Raw genomic sequence first — 23085 nt, forward strand, 5'->3', positions numbered from 1 at the left:
CGTCTCCTCGCCTCGTTCCGCGTCCTGACTCCTCCTCCCATCATCTCCCCGCCCGCGGCGCGGCGGCCACCGGGCCCGAGCCTCCCGCGGGGCGAGTCGGTAGAGTTGCCCGAGCGGTTCGAGAGCGGACCGCGGTCGAGGATGGTTGTCCGAGCGGCCGAAGGACCCGGTCTTGAAAACCGGTGTGCAGCAACCCTGCACCGTGGGTTCGAATCCCACACCATCCGCGCCGTCCCGGGCGGCGGCGGCCCGCACAGGCCGCCGCCGCCCGGCGCTGGCCCCACCCACCCGTCATTCCCTCCCCACCCGGCGTTCATCCGGAGGTCACCTCACGGTGCTGTGATCGGGGGTGATGCGCCACGCACCGCGCGGCGCCGCCTCATCACCACACACCCCGGGGAGAACCATGTCCAGCCTGTTCAGCCGCCGCACCGCGGCCACCGTCGTCTGCACCACCCTGATCCTCGCGCCCGCGAGCGCCATGCCCGCCCTCGCCGTCGAGACGTCCGCGGCGGACGAGAAGACCATCTCGATCCTCTCGTTCAACGACTTCCACGGCGCCCTCTCCTCCGGCTACTCGGGCACCCAGTTCGCCGACACCGTGGAGGACTACCGCACCGCGTTCGAGGCCGAGCACGGCGCGGACTCCGTGCTGCTCACCTCCGCGGGCGACCTGATCGGCGGCTCCGCCTCGGTCTCCAACGTGCAGCAGGACAACCCCACGATCGACATCATGAACGCCCTGGGCCTGGAGGCCCTCGCCGCGGGCAACCACGAGTTCGACAAGGGCCTGGACGACCTCCAGGGCCGCGTCGCCGAGCGCGCCGACTTCCCGGTGCTCTCCGCCAACTTCGTGGACCCGACCTCCAAGGAGCCCGTCCTCACCTCCCACGTGATCCGCGAGGTCAACGGCGTGCGCGTGGCCGTGATCGGCGCCTCCCCGAACGAGCTGTACGCCACCACCACGGGCGCCGGCCTCGAGGGCAACCTGGTCATCGACATGGTGGACGCCGTCAACGCGGTGGCCACGCAGATCGAGAACGAGGGCTCCGCGGACGTGATCGTGGCCTCGTACCACGACGGCGCCGCCGGCAGCGGCGACCTGGCCGCCGAGCTCGCCGACCGCGAGGTCTTCCAGCGCATGGTGGAGGACACCGTCCCCGCCGTGGACGTCATCTTCAACGGCCACACCCACCAGCTCTACCAGTACTCCACCGAGAACGGCGGCGTGGCCCGCCCCGTGATGCAGGCCGCGCAGTCCGGCAAGAACCTCGCCGCCGTCGAGCTCACCCTGGACGCCTCCGGCGAGGTCACCTCGGTGACGCAGCAGATGCTGGAGCGCTCCACCCAGGATCCCGCCGAGGCAGCCGCCGAGTCGGCCGTCACCGCCGAGGTCTACGAGATCGAGCAGGAGGCCGTGAAGGTCTTCGAGGAGATGCAGTCCGAGGTCGTCGCCGACCTGGACGGCTCGATCACCACCGACTACCGGAAGCTCATCGAGGCCGGGAAGCCGTGGAAGGCCGGCGGCACCCGCATGGCCGAGACCACGCTGGGCAACTGGGTCGGCGACGCCGTGAAGCACGCCGCCTCCGCCGTCAACCCCGAGGTGGACCTCGGCGTGACCAACCCCGGCGGCCTGCGCTCCGAGCTGCTCGAGGACCAGTTCAACGACGGCGGCACGTTCACCTCCAAGGGCGACCTCACCGGCCAGCTGACCCTCGGCGAGCTGCTGGACGTCGCGCCGTTCGGCAACACCATCGCCTACTTCGACATCCCGGGCTCCTCCATCAAGGAGGCCATCGAGCAGAACTGGCGCGACGGCGAGCGCCGCTTCACCCTCGGCTGGTCCGAGAACCTGACCTGGACCTACGACGACTCCCGCGCCCAGGGCGACAAGGTCACCGGCATCTGGATCGACGGCGAGCCGATCGACATGGACGCCATGTACACCGTGGCCACGCAGTCCTTCCTGGCGGACGACACCTGGGTGGCCCTCGGCGACCCGGCCAAGGCCCCCGACGGCTACTCCGCCTTCGCGCAGGGCCGTGAGAACTTCGTCAACACGGGCCTGCTCGACTCCCAGGCGGTCGAGGACTACGCGCGGGCCCAGGCCGCCGAGGACGGCGCCGTCGCCCCCGACTACGCGAAGAAGAGCGTGCCGGTCACCGGCGCCCCGGCCACCGTGACCGCGGGCGAGGAGATCGTCCTCACCCTCGGCGACCTGGTGATCGACTCCGACGGCGCCCCCGCCGCCACCGCCGTGGACGTCGCCTTCGTGGGCACGGACGGCACCGCCGTGGAGCTGGGCACCGTGGAGGTGCCCGCCGGCGCTGAGACCGTGACCCTCTCGGGCATCACCGCCCCGGCCACCGCCGGCGCCGGTGAGCTGCGCATGACCGTGCGCTACGCCGACGGCACCGAGACCGTGGTGCGCCACGCCCTCGAGGTGCTGGCCGCCGAGGTCCCCGCCGAGCCGACCGACCCGACCGAGCCGACCACCCCGGCTCAGCCGGCCGAGCCGGCCGTCCCCGCGAACCCCGGCAAGCCGGGCGAGCCGCGCGAGCCCGCCGAGCCTGCTCAGCCCGCGCAGCCCGGCCACCCGGAGAAGCCGGCCAAGCCCGCCAAGCCGGCCGAGTCCGGCCACCCGGAGAAGCCGGCCAAGCCCGCCAAGCCGGCCGAGTCCGACACCGCCGAGCACACCGTCCCCACCAAGGTGCAGACCGGCGATGAGGCCGCGTGGTGGCTCGCCGGGATCGCCGCGCTCGGTGCGGGTGCGCTCGTGCGCTTCCGCAAGGCCTTCAGCACCGCCCCCACCGGCCGCTGAGACGACGACAGACTGAGAAGAGAGACAACGATCATGCCGATCTCCCTGCGCCGCACGCGCCCCGCCGCCGTCTTCGCGGCCCTCACCCTGCTGGCCCCCGCCGTGGTGGCCGGCCCAGCCATGGCCTCCCCCGCCGGCGACAGCCTCGTGATCAACGAGGCGTACACCAACGGCGGCTCCGCCAACGCGGTGTACACCAACAAGTTCGTCGAGCTCTACAACCCCACGGACGAGCCCATCTCGCTTGAGGGCTGGTCGCTGCAGTACCGCTCCGGCACCGGCACGGGCGCCACCAACAACACCGTCGCCCTGAGCGGCGTGGTCCCGGCCCACGGCCACTTCCTGATCCAGGGCGGCTCCAACGGCACCTCCGGCGAGGCGCTCCCGACGCCGGACCTCAACGCGGGCGGCTCGTTCAACCCCGCGGGCACCAAGGGCACCATCGTGCTCGCGGACCAGGCCGGCACCCTGGCGGGTCTCCCCGTCGGCTCCGTGACCGACGAGACCGCCGGCGTCGCCGACCTGCTGGGCTACGGCGCCACCAACACCTACGAGACCGCTCCCTCCGGCGCCCCCTCGGCCAACACGGACCCGAAGTCGCTGACCCGCGCGGACGGCGTGGACACGAACGACAACTCCGCGGACTTCACCGTCACCGCCGACGTGACGCCGATGAACTCCACGAGCTCCTCCACGGAGCCCACGGATCCGACCGACCCCGTCGATCCGGTCGACCCGGTCGAGCCCGCCCCGGTGGAGCGCGTCACCATCGCCGAGATCCAGGGCACCGGCGCCGTGTCCCCGCTCGAGGGCCAGTCCGTCGCCACCACCGGCGTCGTCACCGCGGTGTACTCCACGGGCGGCTACAACGGCTACTACATCCAGACGGCGGGCACCGGCGGCGACGCCGTCGACGCCACCCCGGGCGCGTCGGACGGCCTGTTCGTGTACTCCCCGGACACGGTCGGCACCGTCGCGATGGGCGACCACGTGCAGGTCACCGGCACGGTCTCCGAGTACTACGGCCTCACGCAGATCCGCGTGGACGCCGGCGGCGTGACCGCCCTGGCCGACGGCGCCGCCGTCGCCCCCACCGCGGTGGAGTTCCCCCTCACCGAGGCCGAGCGCGAGGCCCACGAGGGCGAGCTGCTCGCCCCGCAGGGCGAGTGGACCGTGACGGACAACTACAGCCTGAACCAGTACGGCTCGCTCGGGATCGTGCCGGGCACCGATCCGCTGGACAACCCGACGTCGGTCGCGCTGCCCGGCGCCGACGCCCAGGCCGTGGCCGCCGCGAACGCGGAGAAGCTGATCGTCCTCGACGACGGCTCGACCGTGAACTTCTTCCGCTCCCCCGGCAATCAGAACCCGCTGCCCTACCTCGACGCGGACCAGCCCGTCCGCGTGGGTGCCGGCCTCGAGTTCACCACCGGCGTCATCCTGGACTACCGCTTCGGCGCGTGGTCCTTCCAGCCGCTGGGCCACCTCACCGACGCCACGGCGTCGACCGTGCAGCCCGTCTCCATCGAGAACACGCGCGTGGAGGAGGCGGCCCCGGAGGAGCTCGGCGGCAACGTGACCGTGGGCAGCTTCAACGTCCTGAACTACTTCACCACCCTCGGTGAGGATGTGCCGGGCTGCTCCGCCTACTACGACAACGACGGCGACCCGGTGGCCACCAAGGACTGCCTCCCCCGCGGCGCCTACACCGATGAGGCCTTCGCTCGCCAGCAGGCCAAGATCGCCACCGCGATCAACGGCATGGACACCTCCGTGGTGGCCCTCGAGGAGATCGAGAACTCCGAGAAGTTCGGCCTGGACCGCGACCACGCGCTCGCGCACCTGGTGGACGCCCTCAACGAGCAGGCGGGCTACGAGAAGTGGGCGTACGTCGCCTCCCCCGCGGACCGTCCCGCCGTCGAGGACGAGGACGTCATCCGCAGCGCCTTCATCTACCAGCCCGCCGAGGTCACCCCGGTCGGCGAGTCCGTGATCCTGGACGACCAGGTGAACTTCGACAACGCCCGCGAGCCCATGGCCCAGGTCTTCCGCGTGGCGGACGCCTCCGGCGACGGCGTCGAGGGCACCGAGTTCATCGCGATCACCAACCACTTCAAGTCCAAGGGCGGCTCCGGCGCCACCGGCGAGAACGTGGACTCCGGCGACGGGCAGGGCGCCTACAACGCGGACCGCGTCGGCCAGGCCGAGGCCCTCGTGGCCTTCGCGGAGCAGATGAAGGTGCTGGCCGGGACCGACAAGGTCCTGCTGATGGGCGACTTCAACTCCTACGAGAAGGAGGACCCCATCCGCGTCCTCGAGGAGGCCGGCTACATCTCCCAGGGTGCGCTCACCGACGAGTACTCGTACGTCTTCGGCGGCAGCGTGGGCAGCCTGGACGGCATCTACGCCTCGCCCGCGGCCTCGGCCGCGATCACGGGCCAGGACATCTGGATGATCAACGCCAACGAGTCCGTGGCCCTCGAGTACTCGCGCCACGACTACGTGGAGGAGGACTTCTACTCCCCGGACCAGTGGCGCTCCTCGGACCACAACCCGATCCTCGTGGGCATGCAGCTCGACGCCCCCGCGACCGAGCCGGTCGACCCCGTGGACCCGGTCGATCCCACGGATCCCACGGATCCCACCGATCCGGCCCCGGGCGGCCAGTGCGAGGACGTCACGCACCCGTCCAAGGGCAAGGGCAAGGGGAACGGCGGCTTCTCCGCCGCCGAGTGGATGCGCTGCACCGGCATGCACCCCGGCAAGGGCCACGACGGCTCCCACCCGGGCAAGGGCAAGGGCCGGGTCCTCGTGCCCGCCGCCGGCTGATCGGCTGACCCCTCGCACGACGGCGGGGCCGCCCGGGAGATGATCCCGGGCGGCCCCGCCGTCGTCGTCGGCCCGCCCCACCGCGTCAGCGCGGGGACCGGTCCCCCGTGCTCACCCCGCGGGTCGGCCTTCGAGCAGGACGCGGGCCGCCGCATCCGCGTCCCCGAGGAAGAGGGCGCGGCCGTCCGGGTCCGCACCCGCCTCCGCGGCGATCGCGGTGCCCCACTGCACCCCGGAGAGCTGCAGGCCGAGCACGAGGATGCGCTCGTGCACGCGGCCGTCAGCGGCGCGGAGCCGGTGGGGCCGTCCGGTCACGTCGAACCCTGTCGAGGGGAGCCGGGCGCCCTCCTCGTCCTCCCAGACGCCGGTGGCCGCCACGCCGTCGGCCAGCATCTGGCGCACGAGGGGCGTCGAGGCGGAGCGCACGCGGTTGGGCGGCATCATGGCCTCCACGAGCCACGTCCCCGAGGCCGCCGCCGGCACGCGGGAGTCCGCGGCGCCCACCTGAGGGCTGTGCACGCGGAAGGCGTCCTCGCCGTCGGCCTCGACCGTGGGCCACGGCCCCGACCAGGTCAGCAGGCCCGCCCGGTGCACGGCCAGCATCTGCTCCACGCGCCACAGGGGCGGGCCCGAGGCCAGCCCCTCCACGAGGGGCTCGAACCAGCCCTGCACGTCCTTGATCCTCGACGCCTCGGTGATCCGCCCCTGCGCCACCCACTGCTTGATGCGCAGTCGCCCGGCGTGCAGGGCGCCGACCGCCATCATGAACGGGGAGCCCTCGCCGCGCGCCGCCTCCCCGCAGGCCTGCCCCACGTAGTGGGACACGGCCGCCTGGTACTCCTCGTCGCTGTCGAACACCTGGTCCCGGAAGGGCTCGGCGTACGCCAGGATGTCGAGGAAGCCGCGGCCGGGCGCGTACTGGCGGAGCAGGTCCGCCGCATGCATCGACGTGACGGGGGCGCCCCGCCCGGCCTCCTCCAGCAGGCCCACGAGCTCCCCGAGGAAGCGGCGGGCCGCCACGAGCCCGCCGAGGATCTCCGGCTGCGTGCGCGCCATCGTCGCGTAGTAGTGGCGCACCACGTCCCGGTGAAGCAGCGGCCAGACGTGCTCGGCGAGGTCCAGCTCCCCGTGCTCGGCCAGCAGGCCGTCGACGACGGCGTCGGAGAGGTAGGAGAGCGCCACTCCGCGCGGAACGAACGCGTCCACCTCCGCTTTCGGCAGGTACGGCACGCCGCGCCGCGACATCAGGCGCAGGGAGGGCTCGCGGCCCGAGGGCTCGTAGCGCAGCGCCCGGCCGGCCCCGTCTCCGGTCCGGTGGAACGCGCCGCCCCGGCCGAGGGTCAGCTGAGCCATCAGGTCGAAGGCGTTCAGGCCCATGCCGCGCACCAGCACGGACGCACCGGGCTCCACCGCGGACCAGTCCACGTCCGAGGGGATCTGCGGGCCCTGGTAGTGCAGGTGCGGCGATGCCTCGGCGGCCTCCGCCATGCGGCGCTGTCCCGCGCTCAGCTCGGCCGGCTGGTGGCCCAGGCACAGCACGACGGCGTCCGCCTCGAGCCGGCTCTCCTCGCCGCCGGCATGGCGCAGGGTGAGCTGCGCCCCGCCGTCGGGCCGCGGGTGCAGGGCGGTCGCCTCGGCGCGGTGCTCCCGGACCTCCACCACCTCGGGGCGGGCCCGCAGCATCTCCACCACCGTGTCGTAGAGGTGGCGCAGATAGCGCCCGTACGCGGCGCGGGCAGGGTATTGGTGCCGCTGGACGCCACGACTCTCCTGCGGATTCACCCGGCGCCACTGGTCGAAGGAGAGGGCGGCCGTCGAGGGCCGCAGCCCGGGGTTGTCGGCCGCGCTCGCCGTGGGGTAGAAGGCCGGCGTGTTCATGAAGTAGAGCTCGGACTGGTCTGTCCGCCATACCCGTCCGGGTCCCGGCCGGTACGGGTCCACCACATGGATGCTCAGCGCGGGAGAGCGGTGGAGGTTCCCCTGCTCGAGGTGCGCCAGCAGCCGCTCGAGGAGCATGACGCCGCGCGGCCCGGCGCCCACGATCGAGAGGCGACGGACGCCCTCTCTAGAATCTTGCACACTGCCTCCTGGGATTCCTTCCGGACTCGTCCGAAGCCTCGCCCGCGTAAAACCACACCCTATCGCCTTCCGTCAAGGCGTGGGATCCGCCGATCCTGGAGGTCGAGCCGAGAGGCGATCTCGCGGCGAATCCTTGACAGATCGCGGAATGAGGGGGGTGCTTCCCACCCGGCTGTGAGAACCCTGGGAATAACCGCAAGTCGTGGATCGACGGTTGACGCGGAGGACGCTCGTGAGGAATTGTTCTTGTCGTACGGGAAAGAAAAAGCCCAACCCAGAAGGAGAAATACCATGGACCGCAACATGCTTGATCAGCTTCAGAACGCTTCCGTGTACGCCACCGATGGCGACAAGATCGGTTCCGTCGGCCAGGTCTACCTGGACGACGTCACCAACGAGCCGACCTTCGTGACCGTGAAGACCGGCCTCTTCGGCGCCAACGAGACCTTCATCCCGCTGCAGCAGGCGCAGACCACCGCCGACGGCATCACCGTCCCCTACGAGAAGGCCTTCGTGAAGGATGCCCCGAACGTGGACGCCGACGGCTCGCTGACCCCGCAGGAGGAGCAGCGCATCTACGAGTACTACTCCATGGAGTACACCGCCACTGAGGGCCACGTGGAGGACCGCCGCGACGTGGACACCACCGCCGGCGTCGTCGGCGACCGCGACGTCGTCGACACCGACCGTGACGTCGTCGACACCGACCGCCGCGAGGTGAACGACGCTGACGGCGTCGTCGTCCGTGACGAGCACCTGAACGTCGGCACCGAGCGCAAGGCCTCCGGCCGTGTGCGTCTGCGCAAGCAGTCCTACACCACCACCGAGACCGTGGAGGTGCCCGTCACCCGCGAAGAGGTCGTCGTGGAGCGCGAGTCCGTGGATCCCAACTCCGCCGAGGCCCGTCGCGCCGACGCTGACGGCGAGGTCTCCGTGACCACCTACGAGGAGACCCCGGTCGTCGAGAAGACCGTGGAGGCCGAGAAGGTGTCCCTGGGCAAGCGCCAGATCCAGGAGACCGAGACCGTCTCCGAGGAGCTGCGCCACGAGGACGTCAAGATCGACGGTGACACCACCACCGATCGCGCCGACCTGAACGATCGCAACGACCGCATCTGAGTCACGCGACGCCCGGCCGCTGAGGTCGAGTGAGGCCGAAAGGGCCCCGGATCACCGCGGTGATCCGGGGCCCTTTCGCCTGAGCCCTCTCTGTCCCGGCAGGGGAACGGGCGCCCGGCGGCGGTGCAGACGGTGCACGACGATCCCCGGCGCAGAGCCTTTGCCCTCTCTCCCCCGCGCAGGCTAAGCTGACCGGGTTCCCTGGACGCCGTCACGGCGCCGACGGAACGGATGGAGACGTGCCAGAGCGGCCGAATGGACTTCACTGCTAATGAAGGGCTCGGCGAAAGTTGAGCCGGGGGTTCAAATCCCCCCGTCTCCGCCACGACAGGCCCGGAAACAAGCCAATGTTTCCGGGCCTGTCCCCAATATCGCGCTTCCTGTCCCCAAACGAGGCAGGAGTGTGTCCCCATGGCGAGCATCGAGACCCGCCGAGACGCCGACGGCGTCCCCACCAGCTGGCGCGTCATCTGGCGGGAGGCCGGCCAGAAGCGCAGCCAGCGCGTGGCCTCCCTCGAGCAGGCACAGCTGTGGAAGGCGGTGCTCGAGGCCGCCGGCCACGACGCCGACCGAGCGGCCGCCGCGCTCTCGGCCAGGGCCAGCGCCACCCCCACCCTGCGCGACGTCGCCGAGCTCCACCTCGACCGTCTCGGACCGCGGGCCACCGAGTACACCGTGAAGCGGTACCGGGGCTACCTGCGCACCCACCTCGCCGAGCTCGCCGCACGCCCGGTGGACGAGATCACCGAGGCCCACCTGGTCACCTGGATCCGCGGCATGCAGGCCGCCGGCGCCTCCCCCAAGACGATCGCCAACGTGCACGGCTTCCTCCACGGCGTCATGGCCACCGCCATCCGGCAGGGCCAGCGCGAGGACAACCCCTGCAACGGCCGGCTCCTGCCCTCCAAGGCGAGCACCGAGCGCAAGGCCACCTTCCTCACTGTCAGCGAGTTCGAGCTCATCGAAGCCCACCTCCCCGAGGACGAGCGGCCGCTCTTCCGCGTCATGCTCGAGACCGGCCTACGGCTGGCCGAAGCCACCGCCCTGCTGCCCTCCGACATCGACCTCAACGCCGCCGTCCCTGTCCTCCACGTCACGAAGGCCTGGAAGCAGGCCGCGTGCGGCTGGATCGTCGGACCACCGAAGACCCGGCGCTCCACCCGCACCCTCGGCCTGGCCGCGACCACGGTGGACGTCCTGCGCCCGGTCCTCGAGGCGTGCCGACCGGATGAGCTGCTGCTCTCCAACCCGCGCGGCTCCCGCTCCATCCCCAAGCACCGGCAGCGCCTCGACGCCTGGACCGCCGCCCGCGCCGCGGCCGCGCGCGACGAGACCTGGCCCGCATGGAAGACGCCGCGGATCCACGACCTGCGCCACTCCCACGCCGCCCTCATGCTCGGCGCCGAGATGAGCCTCTACGAGCTCAGCCAGCGCCTCGGCCATGAGTCCATCCAGACCACCGCCGACGTCTACGGCCACCTCCTCCCCGACGCCCAGCGCCGCGCCGCGGCCACGGCGGCCTCCGTCTTCGGACGGTAGCCCGCGCCGGCCACGGTCCACCAGCGCCTGCGCCGCTACCCGCCGCACCCCTGACCCTGGACGCACGAAAGCGCCCCCACCCGCCGATGAGGCGAGTGGGGGCGCAGTCGTGTGCAGGGGGTCAGGGGTGGTCGTGGGTGCGACGGTCCCGCCGGCGGAACGGGAGGCTCGTCGGCTCCTCCTGGGCGGCCTCGGCGGCGGGCTGGCCGGCGGTGAACTCGGGCTGAGAGAGGGACGTGAGCAGGGAGACGAGGGTGGCGAGGCCGGCGGCGGAGAGCGCGCCGACCCAGTCGACCTCGAGGATGCCGGCCGCGCCCACGCCAAGCACGGCGAGCAGCGACTGGGCGAAGGTCTTCACCGCCCTCTCGGCGGCGCCGCGCCAGAAGGCGGCGGCTGTGTACACGGAGCCGCTCACGCCCCGACCTCCTTCAGGTGGGCGCCGTGGACCCAGCACGGGGGCTGGCCGGCGGAGCGCTGCCACTCGGACCAGCCCTCGACCCAGGTGCCGCCGCGGTCGTCGGTGGTGGTCTTGCCGGTGCCGTACCAGCGCATGCCCGTGGCCAGCGGTGCGCCGGGGTAGGCGAGGGCCTCGTCGCGGAGGTCGCCGGGGGCGGTGCGCCGGTTGAGGCCATCGGAGGTGACCACGTACGTCTTGCCCTGCGCGCCGGAGCGCAGCAGGGACAGCAGGATGAGGTTCTGCTCGGCCGAGCCGACGTAGCCCGCAATGCCGTACTGGCGGGCCAGGGTAGCGCGGGCGGCGAAGGAGGAGTCGCGGCCCTGGTCGTCGAGCCACTGCACGATGGAGGCGCCCTGTCGGGTGCCGATCCGGTTCTGCGCCTTGACGGGCTCGGCGGTGGCGGCGGCTGCCTGGGAGCGGATCAGGCCCGCGATGCGCTTGATCTCGGCGGGGTCGTGGCGGAGCTGGAAGTGCATCTCGTCGGGCCGGCTGGAGGCCCACTTGCCGCCCCAGACGACGACGCCGCCGCACTCGGCGAGGATCTGACGGATCCCGGCTTCCTGCGCGTCGGTGAACGTGTCGTGCAGGCCGATCCAGTGGGCGGACGCGTTCAGGTCGATGGCGACGGCCGCGGAGTGCTCGGACCAGACGTTGGTGGAGCCGCGGACGGGCCGGTAGTTCCAGCCCCAGGACTCGGAGCGCACGATGGGCTCCACGAGCCGCTCGAACCGCTGGCAGAGGAAGGTGAGGATGGTGTGGACGTCGCCGGGCAGGACTCGTCCGGTGACGAAGTCCAGGGGCTGCAGCCCCTCGGACGTGGAGATGACAGGCCAGCCGGCCTGCGTGGTGTCAGTCATGGATCAGTCCTCCTGGGCGTAGCGGACGGGGCGGGCGATGCCGGTGATGTAGTCCATGGGGTACTCGGAGCGGTGGATGCCGTCTGAGGTGGCGTATCCGTCCTGGTCGGCGACGGCCACGGTGGAGTCGGATACCCGCTCCAGGCAGATGCCGACGTGGCCAGCGTCGAGGATGCTGCCGTCCTCGCGTCGGACCTGCCCGAGCGGGTCGCCGAAGGACACATAGTCGCCGGGCTGCACGCGGGTCGTGCCGGGCGCGTGGTAGGTGAACTCGGGCAGCTTCCCGAGGTTGTAGGCGACGTCCTTGCCGTTGCCGAACACGCCCGGGGTGCCGCCGAGGACGTGGGCGTAGTGGTGCTTTGGCACGTCCACGCACTGCGCCTCGCGGCCCACGGGGAAGCGGTCCATGTCCACGCGCTGGCCCCGGACGGCCTTGAACCACTCGCGGGTCTCGGCCTCGTGCAGGGGGTCTCGGACGGCGGCGGGGCGCTCGGTGGCGGGCTGGTCTCCGGCGAGGTACTCGGCGGCCATCCAGTAGCGGAGCACGGGGGTCTGTGTGCGGGACCAGTCCGTGGTGCCCTCCGCCCAGAGAGTGCCCTTGGAGTCCGTGTAAGTTCGACCGGTGAGCTCGACCTCGGTGTTGCGCGGGATGGTGCCGAGCTTTCGCAGGCCCGTCTTACCAGGGGTGCCGACGTGGACGGTGAGGCGGGCGGGGATGACTGTGCGGGTCAAGTCGCTCATGGCGTGTCCTCCTGGGACTCGGGGGTGGTGCGTTGGCGGGCGAGGATGCCCTCCAGGTGGATGCGACGGGCGCGCTCGGTGGTCAGCTCCGCGCGCGTGGTCTCGAGGTCCTCGCGGCAGTCGTCGTACAGGTCCCGCGGCAGTGCCGCCGGGGTCTGTGTGGTGGGGGGCTCGGCGCCGGGTGCGGTCGCCGTCTCGATGCGGTGCCGCACGACCCACCCGATGCCGGCCATGAGGGCCAGGACGATCGGGGAGAGGGAGGTGATGAGCAGCGCGACGTGCTCAGGGCTCAAGCGGGTCACCTCCCGGTGGGCGCGGCGGCGGGCTCCGGGCTGGTGGTGGCATGAGCGGCGGCCACGAGGCGGTGCAGCTCGAGGCCGACCTGGGTGGCGCGTGCGGCGCAGCCGAGGGCGATCCCGGCGCCCATGATCTGCGTGGACGGGCCACCCTGGAGGCCGTAGACGATGAAGAGGCTGACGACGTAGGTGGCCTTCGTGGCGGCGAAGACCGTGCAGCCGACGAGCTCGGCGGACATGGAGTAGATCGGCAGGCGGCGGTGGGTGGCCATCAGTGCGCCGGTGGCGGCCATGATCGGGCCGATCAGGTGCAGGCCAGCCCAGATCTCCTCCCACGGCGAGGCCAGGACCTCCTCCACGGCACGCGAGGAGATGACCCCGGTGACGTGGGAGAGTCCGAGGATGACCATGCCGATGTACAGCGTGACCGCGAACGCGTGAGTGCTCGAGGTGACGGGGACGTGGGGGCCGGGGGCGGTCATCGGTGGTCCGCCGCGCCGTCGGGGTGGCGGGCCTCGGAGATGTAGAGCATGACCAGCAGCAGGGACAGCCAGCCCGGGAGGCTGTAGATGATCGCTGCCGCTGGTACGCCGCCGCCGATCGCGCCCCACGTGACGAGCGCGCTGATCGTCCCCCAGATGCCCGTCTGCAGGATCAGCGGGCCCGGGGCGAGCTCACGCCACCGCAGTACCACGAGCACCGACAGGGTGCCGGCGAAGACCGCGGCGAGCGCCCACGCCAGCGGGGACGCGAACTGCCACATGGGCTGCCAGGTGGGCGTCTGGAAGCGGTCCGGGGCGAGGGCGAAGGTCAGGCCGATCGCGACGAGGGCGGCGGAGAGGGACACCGCCACGATCTCTGGGAACGCGCTACGGCGGATGCGGGTGACGAGCTGAGCCACGCGACGCGGCATGAAGCCTCCTGGGGTCTGGGAATGGCGACGGCCCCCGCTGGTGAGCGGGGGCCGTGGGAGGGGGTGGCCGGGTCAGGCCTTGGCGTAGAGCGATGGGACGGCGTCGGGGGTCCAGTGGGCGGCGGAGGTGTGGGCCTGGATCACCTTGTAGACGGTGCCCTTGTAGGTGCGGAGGTCGCCCACCTTCAGCGCCTCGCCTGCCTTCCACGCGGCCGCGGTCGGGGTCGGGGCAGGGGCGGGGGCGTTCGCGGTGACGTCCTTCCACAGCCCGGCGGGGACGCCGGGGCCGCCGGGTGCCCAGACGTTCGCGGGGTGCCGGGACTCCCAGACGCGCCCGCCGTGGGCGACGACGGCCCCACGCGGGTAGGCGTCATGAGCGCCGGTCGGCTGGGACCAGGGCCGGTGCTGCCCCGCGGGGAGCGGCGGGAGCGCGGCCTCCACGGCGGCGCGGTACTGCTGGGCGGTCTGCTCGGCGCGGGCCTCGGCGGTGGCGAGCACGTACCGGCGTTCCTGCTCGCGGAGGACGGCGACGCGGAGCGCGTCCAGGTCGTCGTCCGTCCAGGTCTCGGCGTCGGTCAGGTCTGGCAAGGTGGCGGGCATGGTGGCCCTCCTCTCGGTCGGGTGGTCAGGGTCAAACGAGGACGCCGGGAGGCATGACGGCGTGAGGGTCATTCGGGGCTACCCAGGAGGCGTTCCACGCGACATAGCCAATGTTCGGCGTCAGGATGGTGAGCCAGAACTGTCCGTCCCGCATCATCATCAGAACGTCCATGCCGCTGTCCCCGTATCCCGGTGCGGTCATGCGCCCCGGGGTGCGCCACTCTGTGGGCAGGGTCGCATTAGGCACGATCGCCTTAGTCTGCGTAGCGCCGAGAGTAAGGCCGTTGGTGGTGCTGACTGGTTGCAGCCGGGCGTAGATGATCTTCCCGATAGCGCGGACGTCCAGGCCCGCCACGGCGCTAACGCCGGGAATGGTCGTTGCGATCCTCCGCCATCCCGTATCAGGCAGGCCCATCGCGACGGCGTCGCCCTTGTCGCCCTTGGCGAGAACGAGGTCGAGCGTCAGGTCCGGCGAGGTGCCCGTGATCGTCGCGGACGGCGTGGTGCCCGAGGTGACCGTGCCGATCTTGATAGTCGGCGTCTGCCCCGACGCGCCCCGCAAGTCCACGGGCTCGCCGCCATCCCACGACAGGGCCGTGCCCTGCCAAGTCGGGGCCGGGGTATGCCCGTCCTCGCCCGCCTCACCCTTCAGGTCCGGGCCGGGAACACCGTCCACGACCAGGCGCGTCCCGTCCCATGCCAGGTCCGGGGTGCGGCCGTCCTTGCCTCGGAGCGCCGCAGCGTCCACGTCCCGAGCGGTCCCGTCCGAGAGGGAGAACTGGAGCGTGGTGCCGTCCAGCGTCACCGACTCGACGCCCACACCGTCATCCCCGTCGTCACCGGCCAGGGCGGACAGGTCCACGTCCTGCGTGGTCCCGTCCGTCCAGGTGAACCGGGCGCTCGCGCCGACCATCTCCACGGACGTGATCCCACGCCCGTCGTCACCGTCCGCGCCGTCCGCGCCCGCGAACTCGCCCGACTCAATGCGGGTGACGAGCGACTCCGCCCGCGCCACCAGGTCCACGGCCGAGGGCATGGACTCCGGGAGCGGCTCGAGCGTGGACGGGTCCACCCGCTCCAGCAGGTGCGCCAGATGCTCGCCCTCGTCGGGGACCAGCACATGGTCTGTACGTGACCCCCCGCCATCTGGGGTCCACCGGACACGCAGCGCCTCGCCGGCCATGCCCTGCACGTCCACGATGGTGCGGCCATCCACCCGCACCTGCCGGGTCCACGGCACCTGGTACGTGTCCGGGTCGCGCCGCCATGTCACACGGGTCAGGGACGCCCAGCCCGAGGCCGCACCGTCCCAGTCCGACCAGTCCAGAATCAGCGTCGTCATCATGTCCTCCAGGGTGGGTGTCAGTTAGCGGGGGTCGAGCCCGTGCGCGCCCATGCCCACCGGGACAGGTGCATGAGCTTGATGCGGCCCGCGTCTTCCTCTGCGCGGAGCCACTCGAAGAAAGCGCGGACCTCGGCGGCGGTCCACCGGCCTTCCTGGCCGATCCACTCCGCGTGAGCGGCCAGGACTGCGCCCCGGCCAGTGCCGTACATGTCCGTGACGCGCTTCTTGCGGGCGTCCATCGTCATGCCCACCGCTTCGACCCACATGCGGCCCTGACCGGGGATCGGGGTTCCCGTCATCGGCACGGAATGGTCGGCCCCGAGCACATAGTCGCGGCCCATCGCGTAGGCGTGGTGGGCGTGGATCAACTGGCCCGCCGGGGAAGCCCAGTTGTCGGCGGTGCGCCCCTCGTCGAAGCCTTCCCAGGCGTTCGCCGGGGTCACCCAGGTGGTGATCTCGGCGGACGGGCAGTGTCCGCGCAGCTCCTCGAGGCCGGTAACAATCTCGGCGCGCAGGTCGGTCACGCGGTAGTCGTGCGTCTGCCCGTGGTGTGTGATTTCCACGGCCCCATCGGCGGCCCATGCGTCGATTTCTGCCCAGGTGATGCCGACGCCGCCCAGCTTCTCGGCGCGGTCAGTCAGGGTGCGGGAGCACAATGCGGCGTTGATGGGGATGCTGAACTCGCGGGCGGCGGCGACCACGCCCTTGTCCCGCATGGCGGCGGGGTAGTCGTCCCACACGAAAGCAATAGGCGTCGCCGTGCCCACGTTGATGGGTGCGCCGATCCTGGCCGCGTGCCGGGTGGCGATGTGCTGGTGCCGGAGGGCCGCGTCCATCGTCACGGCGGGCGCGGGCTCGGGGATGACGTTCTCCCACGGACCCCAGGTGCCGCCGTTCTTGGCGCGCTTCCACAGTCCGGCGGCGGTCCGTGGCATGAACCACGCGGCCCCGGACTGTGTGCCGTAGTGGTAGACCGTCAGGAAGCCGTGGTCGGCCACGGGCAGACCCAGCGCGGTCGCGTGCGACCCGAACGGCACGTAATAGGGGCGCGGCTCAAGCTTCGAGAAGTCGGTGTCCGTCGCCGTCGTGAGCTTGATGTGCTCGGGGATGATGTTCTCCCACGGCCCCCACGTGCCGGAGTTCTTCGCGCGCTTCCAGACGCCCGCGCCGGAGCGCGGGTAGAACCACGCGCCGCCCGTGGTGCCGCCGTAGTGATGAACGATCAGCAGGCCGTGGTCGGCTACGGGAAGGCCCAGCGCGGTCGCGTGTGACCCGAACGGCACGTAGTACATGCCGGGCGCAAGCGCGGTGAAATCGCTGTCCTCCGCCGTCGTGAGACGGATAGGGCTGGACGTGGGACCCCCAGACGTGGCCGCGCGAGCCTCGGACGCCCATTCACCCGGCTTCCCAGGCGCGACGGTGCGGACGAAAGTCTCAAGCCACCCATCCAAGCCGATACGGGTAAACCGCTGCATGTAGATGGACGACGCGAACTGCTCCACAGTCAGCACACCAATGCCACCCTCGGCAGGGTAGCCGCGCGCCACGGTGGCCAAAGATGCCGTGGACTGCCAGTACGTGCCCGGAGTGGTCAAGGCGTTCAGGTTCGCGTCAACGAGCGCACCCTTCGGCCAGGTCGCTTCTGCGACCGCCGCCTCCGCGCGTTCGGCCGCGTCCTGCGCGCCGCCCATGATCTCGCTGCACCACATGGTGAGGCGGACGGGGCCGGCGGTGACGTGGACTCGGCGCGTGGTCTCCTCCGTCTCGAACTCTCCGATCAGGCCGTGCGCGCCGGAGACGAGGGTGACGGGCACCCCATCCCGGTAGGCCTGCACGACCGTCTGCGTCTCCGCGTCCAGCAGCGTGGCCCGGATCCCCACGAGCGGGCGGCCGGTGGCCTGATCCGCGATCACGCGGGCGTCGTAGTGGTGCATGAGGGAGCTCCTTCGGTGAGGGGCGGTCAGGCCGTGGGGATGGCGGGCAGGTAGGCGTCCAGCACGGCCGGGAAGTCGTAGCTGCCATGGTCGTCGTCGGTGTAGACCAGGGCCGTGGGGTGGCCTGCCGCACGGAACTCGGCCTCGGCGCCCTCGGCCTTCGCCTTCGCCGACCAGGTCGGCAGCGTCGTCGCGCCCTCCACGTCGCGGGTGCCGACCGTCCACTGCATCCGCCAGGTGGCACGCCACTGGGTGGGGGTGTCGATCGTGCCCGTGGTCGAGCCGCCACCCACGGACAGGCCGCCACCGGAGAACCGGGAGGGCCAGGTGCCCTCCTTGGCGAGGTGCTTGTTCAGCAACACCGTGCCGCCGGAGTAGCCCACGAAGTGCATCTGAGCGGCACCCCACCGGCCCACCGCCCAGTCCACGAAGCCGCGGGCGACCGCGGCGTGCTCGGTGACGTCGTTGGACCACCACTGCGTGTCCGCGAACGGGGACCTCGGGGCGATGAACGTGAAGCCCTTGCGGTTGGCCACCGCCGCCATCTCCACCAGGTCAGCGGACACCGGCGTGCCCACCTTGCCCTGCCCGTCGCCGTCGAAGTACACGACCATGCCGCGCGCGGACCCTCCGCCCGGAGCGGCCACGTGGTAGGTGACCGTGCGCCCCAGGACCGGCGTGGTCGACGTCGACAGGGTCCCCGCCGTGAACGACGGCGCGGGCGCCGGCGGTGGAGCGGGGTCGGGGTCCGGCTCGGGGTCCGGCGTGGGCTCTGGCTCAGGGTCCGGCTCAGGGGTGGGTGCCACCGGCGTGGCCGGCGCGCCGTACAGGCGGCCCATGACCACCAGCTGCGCCGCACGGAGCAGCACGAGCACACGGGCGCCGGCCGTGAACGTGCCCAGCGGGTCCAGCGCCATGGCCGGCTCCGGGTCAGAGTCCGGCGGGGCGCCCACCCGGCGCACGGTCAGCGCCGGCGGATCCACGGCCACCTCCACCACCACCGCATCGGACACCTCCACCGCGTCCCCACCCGAGCGGGCGGCCGCCGCGAAATGCACCACCAGCCCGCCCAGCGGATTGTGCGAGCTCACGCCGCCACCTCCCTCACCGTCGTCGTGGCCAAGCCCTCGGAGTCCTGCCCGAACTTCGTCTTCTCCATGACCGCCAGCGCATCGATCCCGTGCCGAGCGCGGGCCAGGCCCACGACGTCGTTCGGGGCAAGCGGGGCGATCAGGTGCTGGAACTCATACGTCGAGGCTGGGCGGGACCGCTCCTCGAGGCGGCGGGCCGCACGCTCGGGCAAGACCGCGGGATCCGCCCCCGGGGCGTCCTCCGTGACGGAGACGTGATAGCCGCGCGTCTCGAAGGAGAACGGCGAGCCCGGGGCATGGCGGGCCGTCGCCGTGGCGGGCACGACGTCCGGGTCGTCCGACGTCGCCACGAGGGTCAGCTGGGAGGGCACCGAGGCCGTGTCCTGTTCGTGGACAATCTCCGGCAGGTAGCCCAGACCCGTGCCGTCCGCGCGGAACCGGAACGCCACGCCGCGGTACGCCGGCGGGCGGTGCGGGCCGGAGCGCAGCACGCCCTGCGGGTCAGCCCAGATCGAGAAGAAGTTCGCCGCGGCGAGCATGTCGTTGACCATGCGCAGCAGCGTCGTGCCGGTCTTCCACACCATCGGTGCGGAGAACACCAGAGGTGAGTCCTCGATCGCGTGCGGCACGCCCTGGGAGTCCAGAAGCGCACGGGCCGTGGCGATGATGTTCGCGCCCTTGTGCGCCACCCACTGGCCGGCGGTGGAGGTCTGCCACTCCAGGCGGGCCATCGCGTCGAAGAGCTGCAGCTCCAGCGCCCCACGGGACTGGTCCGTGAGCGTTCGCTTCGGGGTCTGCGCGATGAACGTGCCCACTGTCCACTGCATCGCCTGCCCGCGGGACTGGATGCGGTAGTGCGCCCGCAGCCGGTGCGAGGCCCAATCCACCGGCTCGTCGCCCTGCCACACGCAGGACCCGCCCGAGCGGATCGTGGCGTGTAGGTTGAACTCGGCCTCGAAGCCGCGCACGCCCGCGATCCGCCGGATGAACCGGTTCGTGCGGGCGTGCACGAGCTCGAAGATCCAGTCCTCCGTGCGGGAGGACGCGGCGAGCAGGTCCACCCTGGACGCCTCCCACGAGGGGGCGCCCACGAGGTGCAGCTGATCCGTCACAGGCCCTCCTGCTCATCGAAGCGGATCCGGGTCACCCGGAACTGCGCCGACTCCCGGATGTCGGTCGCCTTGCCGCCCAGCGCCGGGATGGACACGAACCAGCGGTGGCCCTTCGCGTCCCGGTAGCACAGCGGCTCCTCCGCGGCGCGCAGGAACGCCTTCAGCTCCGCCAGGCTCGCCCCACCGTCCGGGTTCGGCGCGAGGGACACGGACACGTCCAGCACGTCCGACTCGCGCCGGTTGCGCACCGACACCGGCAGCGTCAGATCCGTGTCCGAGTCCGTGGCCAGGTGGTGGTACGCCGCGCCGCGGGACCAGTCCACGTCCAGGGCCGCGTTGTCGCGCATCTTCACGGCCTGCGTCCACCCCGGGCCGGCGTTCAGCCAGATCCAGCCCTCCGGGTCCGGGGCCACGAGGATCACCGGGGACTGCGCCGTCGAGCCGATCTCCGAGATCGTGACCACCCGGTACGCCGACGGCGTCGACGTCGCCGGGATCGGGTCCACCACCGCCGTGTCCAGCGGCAGCCCAGCCTCGAGGCGCAGCCAGTCCCCGCCGTCCGTGGACCGCCACAGCTCGCACGAGACCGCCGCGAGCTCCGTGGCCGACGGCGCCTCGTGCCGGATGGAGACCTGCACGGTCGCCGAGTCCTCGTCCCAGTGCGTGGTGACCTGTGCCGTGGGCGGCGGCGCGTAGGTCACGTCGATCTGCTGGCGAGCCTCCTCCGACCACAGGCCCACGCCGTCGGCGACCTGCACGCCGACCACGTAGGACATGCCATCCTGCAGCACGTGGTCCACGTCGGCGATCGTCCAGGCCGACGCGCGGGCCACCTGCCACAGCACTGTGGACCCGTCCGCGGCGTAGAGGCTCACCCGGTACTGGTCCTGCCCACCGCCGTCCGGATCGAAGAACGACCAGCGGACCTGCACGCGGGAGGAAGCGAAAGCGGCCTCGGCCGGCGCGGTGATCGTCGCCGAGGGCCGCTGCGACACCGCTGTCAGGCACACCGCCGACCAGGGGGACGGGTCAGCGTGCTGGCCCCACGTGCGGACCTGCCACTCCACCGTCTTCCCGGCCGGCCACAGGCCCGCCGGCACGATGTGCTTGGAGCCCGTCGCCGCCGTCTTCGGCGTGCCCGACCACTCCGTGGCCCCGCCCTGCCGCCACCGGACCTCGTAGGCCTGCTGCGCGGTCGTGTCCAGCGGGTTGTGCACCCACGAGAGGGTCACCGGCTGCGCCGCGTCCGCGACCACCGGTGCGAGCTTCGTCGGCGCTGCCGGCGCGGTGATCAGCACGACGTTCGCCGTCCACACCCACGCCGACGCCAGCGAGCCCGCCGTCGTGCGCACCGCGTACCGGTGCTGCACCGCCGGGTCCGGGGCCTTTACCAGGTAGCTGCTGCCCGACGACGTCCACCCCGGGTAGGACCATGTCGCGCCGTTGTCCGTGGACCGCGCGAGCTCCGCCGCCACGCCTGGGACCGAGGGCAACCCCCACGTCACCGCGATGTCCGCCCCTGAGCGGGTCGCTGTGACCTGCGTCGGCGCCGGAGGCGTCGTGTAGAAGTACGGGCCGTACGCCCACGCGGAGGCGCCCCCGCTGTTCTGCGAGCGCACCCGGTAGCGGTACCGCATGCCGGGCTTCGTGGAGGAGTCCACATAGCTCGAGACGTTCCCGACCGTGGCGATCGTGACGTACGCGTTGGACACGTGGTCCCACCGCTGCACGAGCACGGACTGGTAGGGCTTGGCCTCGGCGCCGGGGTTCACCCGCGTCCAGGACACCGTGTGCTTGGCGTCCGAGGTGCGGGCCACGGCCACGCCCGTGGGGGCGTCCGGGGCCGCGTAGGGGCGGGCAGGCATGGATGCGCTGTAGTTCACCCGCGCAGCCGGGAAATCTGGGTGCCCGTACCACTCCACGGAGGACGTATCCGTGTACGGCTCCCCGTAGAACAGATAGAGTCGGTCGGTTCCGCTGTGAATCTTGGTGATGTTCGCCGTGGACCACGCGTCGTAGGACTTGTGGTTGAACGCCACAGTGAAGGGGCCGCCGGGGGGCGCCACCTCCCCCGCGTAGGCGATCTTGGACGCGTTCGACCACACGGGGTACTTGGTCCAGATGTACACGTTCGTGGTCCACGTGCGGTACTCCGTGGCCGGGGTCAGGGACCCGGTGTTCCAGGCGCCAGGCACGGCCTCGGCGCCCAGACGGACCTCCCAGCCCTCCGAGTTCTTGACGGGCGCGCCCCAGGTGATGGCCACCGCGGGCCTCCTCTCAGATCAGTGCGAGCCGACGGTCTGGCGCAGCGGCTGCTGCAGGCCCGCCACCCACGACGCAGCCTGCGCCGTGGTGATTCCCTCGATGTGCGTGCGCAGCTTCGTGCCGTCGTCGAGGACGAGAATGACCTCGTCGGGAAAGCCGGCCAGAGCGGACGGCGCGGCCTGCGCAGATGGGCCCGCCATCGCCCCACCCGCCCAGCCTGCCGACGCGGACAGCGCCGCGAGCGCGGGCTCAGTGAGGGTGGGATTCAGGGTCAGGTCGGCGGCGGAGAGGTACTGCTCCGCCGCGTCGGCAAGGTAGCCGTCCTCGCCCGCGATGGCGTCCGCGAAGTCGCGGCTCAACGCGCGACCCGAGTAGGTGGTGTACCCGCGGCCGGAGAACGGCCCCCGCTTGGCAGGCGAGAACGGGAAGAACTCACGGATCTTCGCCATGCCGCCCTCGACGACGCCCTTGGCCCTATCGAAGCCGCCGCGGAGGCCGTCCATGAAGCCATTCAGCAAGGCTTCCCCGGACTGGCGCAGCGTGCCGCCCAGGTCGCCCAAGGCGCGCAGCACGTTGCCGGGCAGGTCCCGGAAGAATCCGAGGACCCTGTCGATGCCGTCGGAGACGGTGCGCCGCGCGGCCTCCATGCCGTCGGAGAACCCGCGCTTGGCGCTGTCCATGCCCTCACGTACCTTGTCCGTGGCGCTCCGGAAGAGGTCTGCGTAGAATCCGACGACTCGGGTCACGAAGTCGCTCACGAGCGACTTGACCCGCTCGATCCCGTCCGAGAAGAAGGAACGGACCCGCGACCACAGCTCGGACACCTTTTCCGATGCCTGTGAGTAGAGGGCGCTGAAGAAGCGGACCACGTCGGAGACGAGACCAGAGACGAACTCCACGACTGCCGAGATGGCCTGGCTGGTTGCATCAACAATGTAGCGCCAGGCATCCTGCCATCCTTCCCAGAGCCAGACCGCAATGTCGCCCAGCAGGCGGACCCCACCCATGAGGAGCTCGAAGACCGCGCTGATCACGGCCCACGCGACCTTAACCGCCGAACTGATCCCGGACCACGCCGGGACGT

The 23085-nt window shown here is 71.6% G+C and carries 18 protein-coding genes and 2 tRNA genes; 6 read left to right on the plus strand and 14 right to left on the minus strand.

What is annotated here, in order from left to right; all coding sequences use genetic code 11:
• Positions 1-139 precede the first annotated feature (139 nt).
• From AB0302_RS04360 to AB0302_RS04370, 3 genes are all read left to right on the plus strand, one after another.
• Positions 140-227 (plus strand) — tRNA-Ser (locus AB0302_RS04360).
• Positions 228-406: 179 nt separating this feature from the next.
• Positions 407-2824: a 5'-nucleotidase C-terminal domain-containing protein gene (locus AB0302_RS04365; protein WP_366370624.1), complete on the plus strand. Its 2418-nt coding sequence runs from the start codon at positions 407-409 to the stop codon at positions 2822-2824.
• 33 nt (positions 2825-2857) lie between these two features.
• Positions 2858-5653: an ExeM/NucH family extracellular endonuclease gene (locus AB0302_RS04370; RefSeq protein WP_366370625.1), complete on the plus strand. Its 2796-nt coding sequence runs from the start codon at positions 2858-2860 to the stop codon at positions 5651-5653.
• Between the two features lie 111 nt (positions 5654-5764).
• Here AB0302_RS04370 and AB0302_RS04375 read toward each other — a convergent pair whose 3' ends face one another.
• Positions 5765-7732, minus strand: coding sequence for an FAD/NAD(P)-binding protein (locus tag AB0302_RS04375; RefSeq protein ID WP_366370626.1), 1968 nt, complete (start codon positions 7730-7732; stop codon positions 5765-5767).
• A 291-nt stretch (positions 7733-8023) separates the two neighbouring features.
• Between AB0302_RS04375 and AB0302_RS04380 the strand changes: the two genes are divergently transcribed.
• The 3 genes from AB0302_RS04380 to AB0302_RS04390 all read left to right on the plus strand — a co-directional run bounded on the left by AB0302_RS04380 (position 8024) and on the right by AB0302_RS04390 (position 10390).
• Entirely contained in the window at positions 8024-8851 is an 828-nt protein-coding gene (locus AB0302_RS04380; protein WP_298713543.1) for a PRC and DUF2382 domain-containing protein, read from the plus strand.
• A gap of 233 nt (positions 8852-9084) precedes the next feature.
• A tRNA-Ser gene (locus AB0302_RS04385) sits at positions 9085-9176 on the plus strand.
• Between the two features lie 86 nt (positions 9177-9262).
• Positions 9263-10390 (plus strand): site-specific integrase, encoded by a 1128-nt coding sequence (locus AB0302_RS04390; protein WP_366370627.1) that lies wholly within the window; start codon positions 9263-9265, stop codon positions 10388-10390.
• 121 nt (positions 10391-10511) lie between these two features.
• On the opposite strand, the gene AB0302_RS04395 is transcribed toward AB0302_RS04390, so the two are convergent.
• The 13 genes from AB0302_RS04395 to AB0302_RS04455 form a co-directional block, all read right to left on the minus strand.
• A complete protein-coding gene (locus tag AB0302_RS04395; protein ID WP_366370628.1) occupies positions 10512-10805 on the minus strand; it encodes a holin in 294 nt (97 codons plus the stop codon).
• The gene (locus AB0302_RS04400) at positions 10802-11704 is read right to left on the minus strand and encodes a M15 family metallopeptidase (protein WP_366370629.1); all 903 of its coding nucleotides are present in this window, start codon (positions 11702-11704) and stop codon (positions 10802-10804) included. The genes AB0302_RS04395 and AB0302_RS04400 overlap by 4 nt, the downstream gene beginning before the upstream one ends.
• Positions 11705-11707: 3 nt before the next feature.
• A complete protein-coding gene (locus AB0302_RS04405) occupies positions 11708-12445 on the minus strand; it encodes a hypothetical protein (RefSeq protein WP_366370630.1) in 738 nt (245 codons plus the stop codon).
• Entirely contained in the window at positions 12442-12738 is a 297-nt protein-coding gene (locus tag AB0302_RS04410; RefSeq protein ID WP_366370631.1) for a hypothetical protein, read from the minus strand. The genes AB0302_RS04405 and AB0302_RS04410 overlap by 4 nt, the downstream gene beginning before the upstream one ends.
• Before the next feature lie 5 nt (positions 12739-12743).
• Complete coding sequence (locus tag AB0302_RS04415; RefSeq protein WP_366370632.1) at positions 12744-13223, minus strand: hypothetical protein; 480 nt, start codon at positions 13221-13223, stop codon at positions 12744-12746.
• Positions 13220-13654, minus strand: a complete 435-nt coding sequence (locus tag AB0302_RS04420; RefSeq protein ID WP_366370633.1) for a hypothetical protein — start codon at positions 13652-13654, stop codon at positions 13220-13222. The genes AB0302_RS04415 and AB0302_RS04420 overlap by 4 nt, the downstream gene beginning before the upstream one ends.
• Positions 13655-13726: 72 nt before the next feature.
• Positions 13727-14254, minus strand: coding sequence for a carbohydrate-binding protein (locus AB0302_RS04425; RefSeq protein WP_366370634.1), 528 nt, complete (start codon positions 14252-14254; stop codon positions 13727-13729).
• Positions 14255-14285: 31 nt separating this feature from the next.
• A complete protein-coding gene (locus tag AB0302_RS04430) occupies positions 14286-15596 on the minus strand; it encodes a hypothetical protein (protein WP_366370635.1) in 1311 nt (436 codons plus the stop codon).
• Between the two features lie 20 nt (positions 15597-15616).
• Positions 15617-17533, minus strand: coding sequence for a pyocin knob domain-containing protein (locus tag AB0302_RS04435; protein ID WP_366370636.1), 1917 nt, complete (start codon positions 17531-17533; stop codon positions 15617-15619).
• Between the two features lie 26 nt (positions 17534-17559).
• The gene (locus AB0302_RS04440) at positions 17560-18624 is read right to left on the minus strand and encodes a hypothetical protein (protein ID WP_366370637.1); all 1065 of its coding nucleotides are present in this window, start codon (positions 18622-18624) and stop codon (positions 17560-17562) included.
• Entirely contained in the window at positions 18621-19736 is a 1116-nt protein-coding gene (locus AB0302_RS04445) for a hypothetical protein (protein WP_366370638.1), read from the minus strand. The genes AB0302_RS04440 and AB0302_RS04445 overlap by 4 nt, the downstream gene beginning before the upstream one ends.
• Positions 19733-22000 (minus strand): fibronectin type III domain-containing protein, encoded by a 2268-nt coding sequence (locus tag AB0302_RS04450; protein ID WP_366370639.1) that lies wholly within the window; start codon positions 21998-22000, stop codon positions 19733-19735. The genes AB0302_RS04445 and AB0302_RS04450 overlap by 4 nt, the downstream gene beginning before the upstream one ends.
• Before the next feature lie 18 nt (positions 22001-22018).
• The coding region (locus AB0302_RS04455; RefSeq protein ID WP_366370640.1) for a hypothetical protein at positions 22019-23085 on the minus strand (1067 nt) is incomplete at its 5' end.

The sequence above is a fragment of the Micrococcus sp. NPDC078436 genome (assembly GCF_040702705.1).
Classification (GTDB): Bacteria; Actinomycetota; Actinomycetes; order Actinomycetales; family Micrococcaceae; genus Micrococcus.

Excerpts from the sequence above, each read along its gene's own strand:
- AB0302_RS04365 (WP_366370624.1), top strand. The coding sequence starts at position 407 with ATGTCCAGCCTGTTCAGCCGCCGCACCGCGGCCACCGTCGTCTGCACC.
- AB0302_RS04370 (WP_366370625.1), top strand. The coding sequence starts at position 2,858 with ATGCCGATCTCCCTGCGCCGCACGCGCCCCGCCGCCGTCTTCGCGGCC.
- AB0302_RS04380 (WP_298713543.1), top strand. The coding sequence starts at position 8,024 with ATGGACCGCAACATGCTTGATCAGCTTCAGAACGCTTCCGTGTACGCC.
- AB0302_RS04390 (WP_366370627.1), top strand. The coding sequence starts at position 9,263 with ATGGCGAGCATCGAGACCCGCCGAGACGCCGACGGCGTCCCCACCAGC.
- AB0302_RS04400 (WP_366370629.1), bottom strand. The coding sequence starts at position 11,704 with ATGACTGACACCACGCAGGCCGGCTGGCCTGTCATCTCCACGTCCGAG.
- AB0302_RS04405 (WP_366370630.1), bottom strand. The coding sequence starts at position 12,445 with ATGAGCGACTTGACCCGCACAGTCATCCCCGCCCGCCTCACCGTCCAC.
- AB0302_RS04415 (WP_366370632.1), bottom strand. The coding sequence starts at position 13,223 with ATGACCGCCCCCGGCCCCCACGTCCCCGTCACCTCGAGCACTCACGCG.
- AB0302_RS04420 (WP_366370633.1), bottom strand. The coding sequence starts at position 13,654 with ATGCCGCGTCGCGTGGCTCAGCTCGTCACCCGCATCCGCCGTAGCGCG.
- AB0302_RS04425 (WP_366370634.1), bottom strand. The coding sequence starts at position 14,254 with ATGCCCGCCACCTTGCCAGACCTGACCGACGCCGAGACCTGGACGGAC.
- AB0302_RS04430 (WP_366370635.1), bottom strand. The coding sequence starts at position 15,596 with ATGACGACGCTGATTCTGGACTGGTCGGACTGGGACGGTGCGGCCTCG.
- AB0302_RS04435 (WP_366370636.1), bottom strand. The coding sequence starts at position 17,533 with ATGCACCACTACGACGCCCGCGTGATCGCGGATCAGGCCACCGGCCGC.